Here is a 13074-nt window from a genome sequence, read left to right on the forward strand (position 1 = left end):
TCAAGAGATGAGGGTCGCTACTGATCCTCAAACCGTTTTGCGCAGACGCGCCATATCCCGCAGCGGCGGCGCACCGAACTGGCGGCTGTATTCGCGACTGAATTGCGACGCGCTCTCATAGCCCACTTTGTAACCGGCGGCGGACGCATCGAGACCATCGGCAAGCATCAGGCGCCGGGCTTCCTGCAGGCGCAGTTGCTTCTGGTATTGCAATGGGCTCATGGCAGTCACGGCCTTGAAGCGGTGGTGCAGGGTCGAGACACTCAGATTGACTTCCCGGGCCAGGTCTTCAATGCGCAATGGCTCGCCAAAATGTGCATTCAACCAGGTGATTGCCTGGGTTACGCGATGGGTCTGACAGTTGGTGATCGCGATTTCGTACAGCCGATGCCCTTGTTGGCTGCGCAGCAGGCGATAAAGGATTTCGCGTTTGATCAGCGGGGCGAGCATGGCGATGTCTTTCGGGCTGTCCAGCAAGCGTGACAGGCGCAATACCGCATCAAGCAACTGGGTATCAATTCGCTCGATATACAGGCCGCGCCCGCTGGGGCGGGTGGGCACGCTCATGGGGCCTGCATCGGCGATCAATGCGTTGATTTCAGCGGGATCAATGTCCAGGCGCAGCGCCAGGTTGGGGTTGTCCGCCGTGGCGTTGAGGATCCTGCCACTCAACGGCATCGCGACTGACAACACCAGGTAATTCAGCGGATCGTACGTGTAGGTTTCATCGCCCAGACGCACCTGCTTGCTGCCATGGGCAAAGATGCATAACGCCGGTTGCGTGAGTACCGGCAAGCTTTCCGAGGGTTTTTCATAGCGCACCATGAACAGCGGCGCGATTGCGGTCCGGTGCGGGCCTTCTTTCGGCGCATGGCGGCGAATCAGGTCAGCCAGTTCGGTACGCTGCTTTTCCATGTCTTCACTTAGGGTTTCGACGTGGCGTTCGAGCTGGGACATGTCGCGAATCCTTTAAACCTGAGTGAATGAGCCCAGCATATTTTTGTGCAAGCCAAAGCGCTACGCGATTCCTGCCGGATGATTGCCTGATCCTGTCGCCGGATATGGCGCGGGGCAGTAGAACCGCCGCGCTCGCCGTACTCAGGATCACCGACCCGGCAATCGTCGCGTTGATAAAACCGAACTCCAATCCGCCAGGGTGCAGGATCAGGCAAAAACCTGACAGGAACTGTCTACCTGTGATTGTCGACAGCCTCTAATCTCTGCTCCTGTTGACGCACTGCGGATTTGTCTCGCGACGTGCAAAACCAAGGAGCCACAACCATGCCTCAATCAATACCGGTGAGCCATTTCGTTTTTGCCCGGGCCAGGATCGGTCAGGGCGATCAACTGGGCGCGTGCCTTGACCGTCTTGTCGAGCCTTCGCTGAATACCCCCGGTTGCCTGCAATTTACCTTGCAGCACTCATCGCAGGATCCTGACCTCTGGCTGATCACGGGTTCGTGGGCTGATGAACAGGCCATGAACGCCTGGTGTCAGACCCCGTCGCTGCAGGTGTTTTCCGACATCGTTCATGACCTCATCGTCAGCAGTCTGGATTTCCATACGTTCACCACCCACGAAGGCGTCGATGCCGACGTGCAGCAGATGTTGCGCGCGATCTGACTGGCGACGGTTTAGAATCCCCTGTTTTTAACCACAGCAGGATCGCCTACATGGCCCGCAAAGAATTTCAGCGTTTCGAAGCCGTAACCGCCGTGGTCCCAGGCGAAGGCGGGTATGACGCCGCCATTGCCGTCAAAGCTCTTCATGAAGGCGGCGCCCCCGAGTTTCATCGGGTACTGAACGGGCAGAAGTTCAAGACCGCCCACGAGGCCGACCTTGCCGCCGCAGGAGAACTGGAGCGACTGATCGACATTGATGCTGACGGCAATCCGGTTTTCGCCCCGCAGTAATCAGCTCCCCAGGCATCAAGCCTTGGGGCGGAACATCTGAAACAGTGCTTCCGGCCCCAGTTGGAAATAGTCAGCCGGGCCTCCGCCACGCAGGATAGGTTCCCCTGCCGCCGTGTCGTAGATACCGTCCTTGAGCAGCCGCTTGGCGATGTGCACTGCCACCACTTCGCCAAGAATCAACCAACTGGGCACCAGCTCCTTGTCCGCTCGTTGCAACTGGATAATCTGAGTCACCTTGCACTCGAACGACACGGGCGTCTCTTTCACCCGAGGCACTGCGACGATCTGTGATGCCAGCGGCGTCAGGTTTGCCAGCTCGAACTCGCTCACATCCGGCGACACCGGCGCGCAGCTCTTATTCATGGCTTCGGCCAGCGGGCGTGTGGCCAGGTTCCAGACAAACTCACCGGTCTGCTCGATGTTATTGAGGCTGTCTTTACGGCCGACGCTGCAAAAACCGATGATCGGCGGAATGTAGTTAAAGGCATTGAAGAAACTGTAGGGCGCCAGATTCAACTTGCCGTTGGCGTCCTGGGACGAGATCCAGCCAATGGGCCGTGGGCCGACGATGGCGTTGAACGGATCGTGGGGCAGACGATGCCCTTGGGAAGGTTCGTACGAATGGATTTCATCAGACATTGGCGCAATTCCTGTAACCACAAAGGGGAGCCGAGATGCGACATAGTGCAAGGCCTGCGGTGCTGACTCCAGCGACCTTGACGGATTTGCACGCGATTTCGGGCGATAACCCTATTATCCAGCCCTGAAACGATCAAGCCCGGCATTAAGCCGGGCTGGGTGGACGTGTGAACAATCAGCCCAGACGGTTTGCACCAACATGGTCAGCGCCATCGGCGGCCAAGCGGTTTGCACCGACGTGGTCTGAGCCATCGGCAGCCTGGCGATTAGGGCCAACGTTGTCAGCGCCATCGGCGGCCAAGCGGTTCGCACCGACGTGGTCTGAGCCATCGGCAGCCTGGCGATTAGGGCCAACGTTGTCAGCGCCATCAGCGGCCAGACGGTTTGCACCGACGTGGTCTGAGCCATCGGCAGCCTGGCGGTTGGGGCCAACGTTGTCAGCGCCATCGGCGGCCAGACGGTTTGCGCCGACGTGGTCAGCGCCATCGGCAGCTTGACGATTTGCGCGTGTATGACTGGCGTTGGTGTGTGACGAACCGCCTTCTGCAACAGCGGGGGTATTCAACGTCGAGCTGGTTTCAACAGCAGGAAGAGCGAACGCGCTTGAAGCCAGAATAGAGAGTGTCAGGCCGAAGATCAGGTTGTTTGTTTTCATGTGATAAGTACTCCACAACGAATTAGTTTTGCTACTCGGTATGGAGTTCATGCTACGCGCTGAGCTATTAATTCAAAGTTAACGGCAGTGCTAGCGATCATCGCTAAAAATGATAGTAGCCCAAGAGGTCCTGTATTTGGGCGTCTCAAGAGTGGGTGAGCGATTGTGGTGCGGTTTTCAGGCAAAGGTTGCAGTAAAGCATATTGACAAAATGGGACGTTGTTTCTGATTGCTGCGTTTACCCTTTTTTCAGTTGAAAATTGCACCAGAACAGCAACGGGCTTGGTAAAGCTTCTCCCATAAAAAAACGGCAGCCACATCAAATGCGGCTGCCGTTGATCAGGCAGGTCGATACAGGAATCAGTCTGTTTCGATCCGCGAGTGCTTGCGTGTGTCTTTCATGAACACGTACACCAACAGCGAAACGGCGATGCAGGCGGTGACGTACCAGTAGTAACCCGTCTCCATACCAATGCTCTTGAACCAGAGGGCGATGTATTCAGCGGTACCGCCAAAGATCGAAACGGTCAGCGCATAAGGCAAGCCAACACCCAGGGCGCGGATTTCGGTCGGGAACAGCTCTGCCTTGACCACGGCATTGATTGACGTATAGCCGCTGACGATGATCAGCGCCGCCATGATCAGGAAGAACGCACCCCACCAGGTCTGCACGGTGTGCAGCGTGGTCAGGATAGGTACGGTGCACAGGGTACCCATTACGCCAAAGGCTATCAGGATCGGACGGCGGCCGATTTTGTCGGACAGCGCGCCGACAAATGGCTGTAGAACCATGAACAGGAACAGCGTTGCAGCGGAGATGGTTGTCGAGTCGGTGATGCTCATGCCGACCGTATTCACCAGATATTTCTGCATGTAGGTGGTGTAGGTGTAAAAGGCCAGGGTGCCGCCCATGGTCAGGCCGACCACGGTCATCAATTCCTTGGGATGGCGCATCAGGGTGCGCATCAGGCTTTCCTTTGGCTTTTCTTTCTTTTTGCGCGTGAACGACTCGGTTTCTTCCATTCCACGACGCAGGAACAGCGCAACCACTGCGCACAAAGCACCGATCACGAACGGTACACGCCAGCCCCAGGCGTACAGTTGTTCGGTGGTCAGGGTTTGTTGCAGCACGATCAGTACAGCCAGGGCGATGAGCTGACCGGAAATCAGCGTCACGTACTGGAAGCTCGAGAAGAAGCCGCGACGCTCTTTGGTCGCCATTTCGCTGAGGTAGGTGGCCGAGGTGCCGTATTCGCCCCCCACGGACAGTCCCTGCAGCAGTCGGGCGAAGACCAGCAGGATCGGGGCGCCGACGCCGATGACTTCATATCCCGGTGTCAACGCGATGATCAGCGAGCCGAAGCACATCAACAGCACCGACGCCATTAATGCAGCCTTGCGACCTTTGCGGTCGGCATACAGGCCCATGAGCCAGCCACCGATCGGCCGCATCAAAAAGCCCACGGCGAAGATCGCAGCGGTGTTGAGCAACTGGGCGGTGGTGTCGCCCTTGGGGAAGAAGGATTTGGCGAAGTACAACGAGAAGGCGGCATAGACGTACCAGTCGTACCACTCGACCATGTTGCCCACTGAACCGCTGAATATCGATTTGAGACGGCTGGAGGTGGTCTTTGTAGCGGCTGGCGCGCTGTCCGACCCGGATAGAGAGTTTGAAATATCCATCGTGTTCCTTACATTCATTGTTTTTAGAAGGGCACGTCAAAATGCGGCCGTGCAGGCCTATAGCAGGAGCTGTGCCAGCGGACAGGGGCCCGGTTTAGAGGGGTTTGCAAGGTTTTATGAGCGGAAATCCGCTTATGGCGCTGATGGCAGTGAGCGGAAAGTTGCCGATGAAGGCGCTGAGCAAGTCCGTTGGGGCGAGGTCCTACACAAACATCTCGCGCAACAATCCATGCCGCTGCATCTTTTCATTCAGTGTGCGGCGCGGCAGTTGCAGTTCGTGGAGCACCGCCTTGATATCGCCTTTGTGCCGCGTGAGTGCGGCGCGCAGGCAGTGGGCTTCGAAAGCTTCCTGTTGGGCCGCGAGTGAGGCCCCGATATCCATCGCGACCGGCTCCGGGCTGCTCAGGCCCAGCGTATGACGTTCGGCGGCGTTGGCCAGTTCGCGTACGTTTCCTGGCCAGTCATGCGTCAATAACTGGCTCAACTGCGTGGCGCTGAGTTCCGGCGCTTTGCGCCCCAGTCGTTGCGCAGCAGACCGTGCGAAATGGCCGAATAGCAGCGGAATATCTTCGCGTCGCTCCCGTAGCGGTGGCAGGCGCAGTTCCGCGACATTAAGCCGGTAGGCCAAATCCTCACGAAAACGGCCGGCGCGGGCTTCTTCGAGCAGGTCGGGCTTGGTCGCTGCGATGATCCGCAAATCCACCTTGATCGGCCTGTTGGAACCCAGGCGCTCCAGCTGTTTGTCCTGCAGGACACGCAGTAACTTGACCTGCTGGGCCAGCGGCATGCTTTCGATTTCGTCCAGAAACAAGGTGCCGCCATCTGCATATTCCAGCTTGCCGATGCGCTTGCCCTGGGCGCCGGTAAACGCTCCGGTTTCATGTCCGAACAACTCGGCTTCGAACAATTGCTCGGGAATTGCCGCGCAATTGAGCGCCACGAAGGGTTTTGTGGCGCGGGGGCCGAAGTCATGCAGGCAACGCGCAACCAACTCCTTGCCACTGCCGGTTTCGCCCCGGATTATCACGTTCACGGGTAACTGCGACAGGTCCAGCACTTGTCGGCGCAAAGCCTGCAGACCCGGCGAAACCCCAAGCAGGGTGGCATCCAATCGGGCTCGCGCATCGGCCTGTTCATGCAAGCGCCGGTTTTCCAGGACCAACTGGCGCTTTTCCAATGCCCTGCGCAGGTTGCTCAGCAGCGTTTCGGGGCTGAACGGTTTTTCCAGAAAGTCATAGGCGCCGTCGCGCATGGCTTCTACGGCCATTGGCACATCGCCGTGGCCAGTCAGTAGAATCACCGGCAGGTCGGCGTCCAGCGCTTGCAACTTTGCCAGTAATTCCAGGCCGTCCATGCCCGGCATGCGCACGTCAGTAAGAATGACCCCCGGAAAGTGTTCAGGCAGGGTCGCCAGGCAATCTTCGGCGCGGCTGTGGATTTGCACCTGAAAACCGGACAGCGTCAGCCATTGTTCCACGGCATCGCGAATCGGGGCTTCGTCGTCGACGACAATGACTGAATTCAGCATCGGGGTTCTGGCTCCAGAAAAGCGTTGGGCAGACTGAACGAAAACTGCGCGCCGTGCCCATGGTTTTGCGCCGTCAGTCGTCCGCCGAGTTCGTGCACGATGGCGTAGGACACCGCCAGCCCCAGTCCAAGGCCGTCGCCCACCGGTTTGGTGGTGAAAAAAGGGTCGAACAGAGTCGCCAGATGCTCAGCGGCAATGCCGCCTCCGCTGTCTATGACGCTCAGGCACCATCGACTCTCTTGCGCGCTGATAATGATTTCCAGACGTTTGAGCGGTTTGTCGCGCATGGCATCGAGCGCATTGCGCAGCAGGTTGATCAGCACCTGCTCAAGGCGAATGGCATCACCGCGAACCCAGGCTGGGCGGGTCAGTTGTAGCGCGCACTGAATGTGTTCGTCGCGAATGCGCGAGTCCAGAAGCAGCAGGGCCTGGTCGACCACGGCCGCCAGGTCCAGTCGCTCGCGCAGGCCGCCGGGGCTTTTGCGGGCGAAGGTCTTCAAATGCCCGGTGAGCGCGGCCATGCGCGTCAGTTGCTGGTCCAGCGGGGTCAGTGCTTTATAGGCATCGTCAATGCGCCCGTGATCCAGCAATAAGCGCAAGGTGGCGAGCTGCATGCGCTGGGCGGTCAGCGGTTGATTGATTTCGTGGGCCAGCGCGGCGGACATTTGCCCCAGCGCCGCGAGTTTGGCCGATTGCACCAGACCTTCCTGCGCGGTGCGCAGTTCATCGGTGCGCTCCTGTACCAGACGTTCCAGCTCATCGCGGCTGCGTTCACGCATCCGCGCCAGCCGCCAGCGCTGATAAAGGAACAGCCCGAGGAACACCAGAGTCAGCCAGGCACCTGCCGCCGCGATGCCTGCGTTGCGAAGGTCTTCACTGGCGATCTGCGGTTTGCGCAGCAGATGCAAGGTCCAGTCTTCGGTAGGCAAGGGCATTGACTGCCACAGGTAATCGGCCGTTTCATCGGGACCGTCGACGCGGGTCAAATGGCTGCCTTGACCAAACTCCCGAAGTTCGCGGCGCTGCAGGGGTGTCAGCGGTTGTCGATCGTATTGGCGTGTGCTGAGCAGTTGCGCCCGGTCTTGCGTCGATATCGGCTGCAATTCCCGATAACGCCAGCCGGGTTGATTGGCCATGAACACGATGCCCTTGGCGTCGCTGATCAACAGCAGGTCGTTCCCTTGCGCCCATTGATGCTCAAGTTCTGGAAATTCCAGCTTCACCACCATGGCGCCGAGAAACTCTCCCGTGTCGTCAGCCACCGCATGAGATAAAAAATAACCCGGAATGCCGCTGGTGACGCCCACGGCATAAAAGCGCCCAACGCCTGTAGCCCTGGTTTGCTGAAAGTAAGGACGAAAGCCGTAGTTGTGCCCGACATAACTGCTGGGCAACCGCCAGTTGCTTGCGCTCACTGCCAGGCCCGTACGGTCAAGCAGTTCAAGGGTTGATGATTGGGCGGCACCGTTGATCCGCTCCAGCTTGCGATTGAGCGCGTCCTGGGATTGCGCCGTGATCGGGCCATTGAGCGCTGCACGTATTTCCGGGTCCAGTGCCAACACGGCAGGCAGTGCCCGATAACGCTCAATCAAGGTGTGCAGCGTATTGGCATAGAGGGACAGTTGAACGCCGGCCCGGGCGGCATCGTCCGCCTGTGCATGTCGCTGTGCCTGACGCATGGCCAGGCCCGCAGACACCGCTGCGCCAGCAAGAATGATCAGCGCATAGAGGACGATACGTAAGGTGCGGGAGGAGACGGGCATACGGGTTTTGCCTGGTTGGTTGCCGTTTGCAGGCGACACGCTGTCGTGTGCTTTTCATCAAGCGTCGCAAAGCCATCGGAATCACAGCGTCTTGCGTAGGACCTTCTGTAGCCGGGAGGGCGCGCTCCCGGCTACAGCGGTCTTGCGGAGCCTGTGTTGTTGCGCACCGTCCCGCGTCTTGAAGCCGGGGGCTCCCTGGAAATGACTCGGCGGTTGCTGCCTTACAACAAGTTAAAACTCGCCTGTTTCACCGCTTCCGAGTCAAGGCCGATCATGACCTTGAATTCGCCGGGTTCCGCAGCGTACTTCAGGCTCGGATTATAGAACTTCAGATCGTCTTCACTGAGGGTAAAGCTGACGACTTTCTCCTCACCCGGCTGGAGCATGACTTTCTCGAAGTTCTTCAGCTCCTTCACCGGGCGGCTGATGGAAGCCGTCACGTCGCGCAGGTACAGCTGGACCACGGTGGCGCCCGCGACTTTGCCGGTGTTTTTGACGGTCACGCTGGCGGTCAACTTGCCGTTGCGGGGCATGTCTTTGGCCGAGAGGGTGATGTCCGACACATCGAACTGTGTGTAACTCAGGCCATAACCGAACGGGAACAGCGGGCCATTGGTTTCTTCGAAGTAGTGCGACGTGTAGTTGCCGACTTTGTCCGGCGAGTACGGACGACCGGTGTTCAGGTGCGCGTAATAAGTAGGCAACTGGCCGATTGAACGTGGGAATGACATGGCGAGCTTGCCGGACGGGTTGTAGTCCCCGAACAGCACGTCAGCCACGGCATTACCACCTTCGGTGCCGGGGAACCAGGTTTCCAGCATGGCATCGGCCTGGGCCAGTTCGTCGACCAGCACCAGCGGACGACCGTTCATCAGCACCAGGACCAGCGGTTTGCCGGTGGCCTTCAGGGCTTTGATCAAATCGCGTTGCTTGCCGGGAATGTTCAGGCTGCTGCGACTGGCCGCTTCGTGGGACATGCCACGGGATTCGCCGACCACCGCGACAATCACATCGGCCTGTTCCGCCGTCTTGACCGCTTCGTCGATCATTTCCTGAGCCGGGCGTGGATCGACATCGACCTCGTGTTCGATGAAATTCAGGTATTCGTTGATGTGGTCGTTATCACTGACGTTGGCACCTCGGGCATAGACCAGTTTGGCTTTGTCGCCAACCGCATTGGCCAGGCCGTCGTACACAGTGACCGATTGTTTCGGTCTTCCTGCGGCGGACCAACTGCCGAGCATGTCCAGTTGACTCTTGGCCAGGCTGCCGATCACGGCGATGGTGCCCTGTTTTTTCAGCGGCAGGGTTTCATCCTTGTTTTTCAGCAAGACCAGCGTCTTGCGGGCAACGTCCCGGGCTTCGACGCGGTGCAGGCGGTCTTCGGAATAGGTGTCGACCGGGTCTTGCGCGGCGTCGCCGATGCGCAGGTAAGGATTGGCGAACAGGCCCATGTCGTACTTGGCGCCCAGCACCTCACGTACGGCGCTGTCGATTTCCTTGACGGAAACTTCACCGTCTTTCACCAGACCTGGCAGTTCTTCGCCGTAGGCTTTGTCGTTCATGCTCAGGTCGACACCGGCCTTGATTGCCAGTTTGGCGGCCTGGCGCAAGTCTTTCGCCACGCCGTGGTCGATCAGTTCCTTGATTGCGCCGTGATCGCTGATGGTCACGCCCTTGAAGCCCCACTCCTTGCGCAGCACGTCGTGCAGTAACCAGGTGTTGGCCGTCGCAGGTACGCCGTTGACCGAGTTCAGGGCGATCATCACACCGCCTGCGCCCGCGTCGACCGCTGTGCGATAAGGCGGCAGGTAGTCCTGGTACATGCGCGTCGGGCTCATGTCCACGGTGTTGTAGTCCCGGCCGCCTTCAACCGCGCCATACAAGGCAAAGTGCTTGACGCTGGCCATGATGCTGTCCGGAGCGCTGACGTCCTTGCCCTGGAAGGCATTGACCATCACTTTGGAAATGCGCGACACCAGATACGTGTCCTCACCAAAGCCTTCGGACGTTCTGCCCCAGCGTGGATCGCGGGAAATGTCCACCATGGGCGCAAAGGTCATGTCCAGGCTGTCAGCGCTGGCTTCTTGAGCGGAAATCCGGCCGCTCAACGCGATGGCGTCCATGTCCCAACTGGCTGCAAGGCCCAGGCTGATGGGGAAAATCGTCCGATGGCCGTGGACCACGTCGTAGGCGAAGAACATCGGGATCTTCAGGCGGCTCTTGGCGACGGCGGCTTCCTGCAGCGGGCGATTCTCCGAGCGCACGATGGAATTGAACGTGCCGCCGATCCGGCCTGCAGCGATTTCCTTGAGGATCATCGGCTGTGGCATTTCCGAACTGATGCTGATCAGCCGCAGTTGCCCGATTTTTTCATCGAGGGTCATCTGTTTCATCAGATTGGAAATGAACGCGTTTTTCGCGTGCAGCGTTGCCTGGCTATTGGCAGCAGGAACGCTGGTATCGCTTGCGGACAACGCGGGCTGGCTGGCCAGGCTGACCAGGAGACCAAGTAAACACAGCTTATTCATGAATGACTTCTCAAGGCGTTTGCCTGCAACTTACGTTAGATATCAGGCAGCCATAATTTGGGGTTTAAGACCTTTGGCGCTTATTGTCGGTCAGGGCGATGGGGTGCCGCTGAACTCTTTGTCTGCGCGGGTATCTTTGTAGCGCAGCCATTTTTTTATCTGGCAGCCCGGCGTCGGCCACGGATTATGCCGGGGAACTCACGTTTTGGCTAAAGTCACTTGAGCCAGGCAGATCAAAAAGGCACATCAGGAGTTACATAATGATTCACACACAAGGTTACCAGTCCTGCAAAGGGCGACGCGGGACATGGGCAATGGGTGTTTTGCTGATGCTCAGCACGTTATTGACCGGCTGCGGCATCAATAATATCCCCACCTACGACGAACAGGTGAAAGCAGCCTGGGCTCAGGTGCAAAACCAGTATCAGCGGCGAGCCGACCTGATTCCCAATCTGGTGGAAACCGTAAAAGGCTACGCCAGGCACGAGCAAGACACGCTGACCGCTGTGATTGAAGCGCGGGCCAAGGCCACGTCCATCCAGGTCGATGCCAACACGTTGAATGATCCGGCGAAGCTCAAGCAGTTTCAGGATGCCCAGGGACAGTTGAGCAGCGCATTGAGCCGCCTGATGGTGGTTTCCGAGCGTTACCCGGACCTGAAGGCCAACCAGAACTTCCTCGCATTGCAGTCGCAGCTGGAAGGGACGGAAAACCGGATCGCCGTGGCACGTCGTGATTTCATCACCTCGGTCGAGCGCTACAACACTGAAATCCGCACGTTCCCCGGTCGTCTCTGGCATACCGTGATGTACAGCGACCTGCCGATTCGCCCTAACTTCGAAGCCACCACCCCTGGCTCGGAGAAAGCGCCGGAAGTGAAATTCTGATGAGGGCCGTGCGGCTCGCGCTGCCGGTCGTCCTGTTGTGGGTCTGCGCCCTGTCGGCGCAGGCCGCGCTGGTGTTTCCGCCGCTGACCGGTCGCGTGGTCGATAACGCGCAGTTGCTGGACCCTCAAAGCGAAGTCCAACTGACACAAATGCTGGAGGCCCATCAACAGGCCTCCGGCGAGCAAGTCGTGGTCGTCACGTTGCCGGACCTGCAAGGGGCCAGCATCGAGGATTACGGCTATCAGTTGGGGCGTGCCTGGGGGATCGGCGAGAAGGGCAAGGACAGCGGCGCGTTATTGATCGTCGCCCGGGATGGCCGCAAGGTGCGGATCGAAGTGGGCTATGGCCTGGAAGATCGCCTGACCGATGCGCAGTCTTCAGTGATCATCAATCAGGTGATCACCCCGCCTTTCAAGACCGGCAACTTTGCCGGCGGTATCACCCAAGGCGCCCAGGCGATCATTCAGGTGTTGGGTGGCAATCCGCTGGCGCTGCCGGCCGCGGAGCAGGAGCAACAAGGCACCGGCTTTGACAACATCGGTTTGCTGGTCATCGTGGTGATTTTTCTGATCCTCATGTTCATGAGGTCCGGGCGCGGCGGCGGAGGCCGAGGCGGCAGGGGCGGGTTTATCACCGCGGGCGGCCTGGGCGGTCTGGGTGGATTCGGCGGCGGAGGATCAGGCGGTGGTGGCGGGTTCAGTGGTGGCGGTGGCAGCTTCGGCGGCGGCGGTGCTTCGGGCAGTTGGTAATCGATGAATCAATGAGTGACGTAACCATGGCTTTACTGAATCAAGACCAACAGCGCCAGGTCGCCGAAGCGATCGCTCGGGTCGAGCTGCGTACCGATGCGGAATTGGTCACGGTGCTGGCCAGACAAGCCGACGATTACACCTATGTGCCCCTGATCTGGGCCGGACTCGTGGCTTTGTTGTTGCCGGGACTGATCAACTATTTGCCCGGCTGGCTGAATGCCAACGAACTGCTGCTGACCCAGATCGTGACCTTTATCGTCGTGGCTTTGATCTGCCGGTTCAGCCCGCTGACCATGTATCTGGTCCCGGCGTCGGTTCGCCATTGGCGCGCGGGCAATCTCGCCCGTCGTCAGTTCCTTGAGCAAAACCTGCACCACACGGCAGGCGGCACCGGCATCCTCATCTTTGTCTGTGAAGCCGAACGCTACGTGGAAATCCTCGTCGACCACGGCATTTCCAGCCGTCTGCACGATGATATCTGGAAAGCGGTCATCGACGTGTTCACGCAGCACGTGCGCGATGGGCAGACGTTGCAGGGTTTTCTCGACTGCATTCAACGTTGCGGGGATCTGTTGGCCGAGCACGTGCCGGTGACTCAGGTCCGGAATGAATTGCCGAATCGATTGGTGGTGTTGGGGTGAGTGGGCCCGTCAATTGACGCGATTGTTGGGCCCATTCTAGTGAAGCGGCTGCTATACAGCCGAAATTGACGTCGCAAAGTTC

At 58.9% G+C, this 13074-nt stretch carries 12 protein-coding genes; 5 read left to right on the forward strand and 7 right to left on the reverse strand.

Features of this window, described 5'->3' with window-relative positions; translation table 11 throughout:
* Positions 1-27: 27 nt before the first annotated feature.
* Entirely contained in the window at positions 28-957 is a 930-nt protein-coding gene (locus ACP7B0_RS07015; RefSeq protein ID WP_426140359.1) for an AraC family transcriptional regulator N-terminal domain-containing protein, read from the reverse strand.
* Between the two features lie 324 nt (positions 958-1281).
* On the opposite strand from ACP7B0_RS07015, the gene ACP7B0_RS07020 reads away from it, so the two are divergent.
* Positions 1282-1623 carry a putative quinol monooxygenase gene (locus ACP7B0_RS07020; RefSeq protein ID WP_426140360.1) on the forward strand — a complete coding sequence of 114 codons (342 nt, stop codon included), beginning with the start codon at positions 1282-1284 and terminating at the stop codon, positions 1621-1623.
* A 50-nt stretch (positions 1624-1673) separates the two neighbouring features.
* Positions 1674-1913: a hypothetical protein gene (locus tag ACP7B0_RS07025; RefSeq protein ID WP_426140361.1), complete on the forward strand. Its 240-nt coding sequence runs from the start codon at positions 1674-1676 to the stop codon at positions 1911-1913.
* A gap of 15 nt (positions 1914-1928) precedes the next feature.
* On the opposite strand, the gene ACP7B0_RS07030 is transcribed toward ACP7B0_RS07025, so the two are convergent.
* From ACP7B0_RS07030 to bglX, 6 genes are all read right to left on the reverse strand, one after another.
* Positions 1929-2552 carry a flavin reductase family protein gene (locus ACP7B0_RS07030; protein ID WP_426140363.1) on the reverse strand — a complete coding sequence of 208 codons (624 nt, stop codon included), beginning with the start codon at positions 2550-2552 and terminating at the stop codon, positions 1929-1931.
* 175 nt (positions 2553-2727) lie between these two features.
* A complete protein-coding gene (locus ACP7B0_RS07035; RefSeq protein ID WP_426140365.1) occupies positions 2728-3207 on the reverse strand; it encodes a hypothetical protein in 480 nt (159 codons plus the stop codon).
* A gap of 360 nt (positions 3208-3567) precedes the next feature.
* Positions 3568-4890 (reverse strand): MFS transporter, encoded by a 1323-nt coding sequence (locus tag ACP7B0_RS07040; protein ID WP_426140366.1) that lies wholly within the window; start codon positions 4888-4890, stop codon positions 3568-3570.
* Between the two features lie 202 nt (positions 4891-5092).
* A complete protein-coding gene (locus ACP7B0_RS07045; protein ID WP_426140368.1) occupies positions 5093-6418 on the reverse strand; it encodes a sigma-54-dependent transcriptional regulator in 1326 nt (441 codons plus the stop codon).
* Entirely contained in the window at positions 6412-8181 is a 1770-nt protein-coding gene (locus ACP7B0_RS07050) for a sensor histidine kinase (protein ID WP_426140370.1), read from the reverse strand. The genes ACP7B0_RS07045 and ACP7B0_RS07050 overlap by 7 nt, the downstream gene beginning before the upstream one ends.
* A 221-nt stretch (positions 8182-8402) precedes the next feature.
* Positions 8403-10712: a beta-glucosidase BglX gene (gene bglX, locus ACP7B0_RS07055; protein WP_426140372.1), complete on the reverse strand. Its 2310-nt coding sequence runs from the start codon at positions 10710-10712 to the stop codon at positions 8403-8405.
* A 314-nt stretch (positions 10713-11026) separates the two neighbouring features.
* Between bglX and ACP7B0_RS07060 the strand changes: the two genes are divergently transcribed.
* From ACP7B0_RS07060 to ACP7B0_RS07070, 3 genes are read left to right on the forward strand one after another with little or no spacing between them, the layout of a single operon-like run.
* Positions 11027-11599 (forward strand): LemA family protein, encoded by a 573-nt coding sequence (locus ACP7B0_RS07060; RefSeq protein WP_426140850.1) that lies wholly within the window; start codon positions 11027-11029, stop codon positions 11597-11599.
* Complete coding sequence (locus ACP7B0_RS07065) at positions 11599-12348, forward strand: TPM domain-containing protein (RefSeq protein ID WP_426140373.1); 750 nt, start codon at positions 11599-11601, stop codon at positions 12346-12348. Before ACP7B0_RS07060 ends, ACP7B0_RS07065 begins: the two co-directional genes overlap by 1 nt.
* A 26-nt stretch (positions 12349-12374) precedes the next feature.
* On the forward strand, positions 12375-12992 hold the full coding sequence (locus ACP7B0_RS07070) for a TPM domain-containing protein (protein ID WP_426140851.1): 618 nt from the start codon (positions 12375-12377) through the stop codon (positions 12990-12992).
* The last annotated feature ends 82 nt before the right edge of the window (positions 12993-13074 follow it).

The sequence above is a fragment of the Pseudomonas sp. DWP3-1-2 genome (assembly GCF_049896285.1).
Classification (GTDB): domain Bacteria; phylum Pseudomonadota; class Gammaproteobacteria; order Pseudomonadales; family Pseudomonadaceae; genus Aquipseudomonas.

Excerpts from the sequence above, each read along its gene's own strand:
- ACP7B0_RS07045 (WP_426140368.1), bottom strand. The coding sequence starts at position 6,418 with ATGCTGAATTCAGTCATTGTCGTCGACGACGAAGCCCCGATTCGCGAT.
- ACP7B0_RS07065 (WP_426140373.1), top strand. The coding sequence starts at position 11,599 with ATGAGGGCCGTGCGGCTCGCGCTGCCGGTCGTCCTGTTGTGGGTCTGC.
- ACP7B0_RS07030 (WP_426140363.1), bottom strand. The coding sequence starts at position 2,552 with ATGTCTGATGAAATCCATTCGTACGAACCTTCCCAAGGGCATCGTCTG.
- ACP7B0_RS07070 (WP_426140851.1), top strand. The coding sequence starts at position 12,375 with ATGGCTTTACTGAATCAAGACCAACAGCGCCAGGTCGCCGAAGCGATC.
- ACP7B0_RS07060 (WP_426140850.1), top strand. The coding sequence starts at position 11,027 with ATGGGTGTTTTGCTGATGCTCAGCACGTTATTGACCGGCTGCGGCATC.
- ACP7B0_RS07015 (WP_426140359.1), bottom strand. The coding sequence starts at position 957 with ATGTCCCAGCTCGAACGCCACGTCGAAACCCTAAGTGAAGACATGGAA.
- ACP7B0_RS07040 (WP_426140366.1), bottom strand. The coding sequence starts at position 4,890 with ATGGATATTTCAAACTCTCTATCCGGGTCGGACAGCGCGCCAGCCGCT.
- ACP7B0_RS07050 (WP_426140370.1), bottom strand. The coding sequence starts at position 8,181 with ATGCCCGTCTCCTCCCGCACCTTACGTATCGTCCTCTATGCGCTGATC.
- ACP7B0_RS07035 (WP_426140365.1), bottom strand. The coding sequence starts at position 3,207 with ATGAAAACAAACAACCTGATCTTCGGCCTGACACTCTCTATTCTGGCT.
- bglX (WP_426140372.1), bottom strand. The coding sequence starts at position 10,712 with ATGAATAAGCTGTGTTTACTTGGTCTCCTGGTCAGCCTGGCCAGCCAG.
- ACP7B0_RS07020 (WP_426140360.1), top strand. The coding sequence starts at position 1,282 with ATGCCTCAATCAATACCGGTGAGCCATTTCGTTTTTGCCCGGGCCAGG.
- ACP7B0_RS07025 (WP_426140361.1), top strand. The coding sequence starts at position 1,674 with ATGGCCCGCAAAGAATTTCAGCGTTTCGAAGCCGTAACCGCCGTGGTC.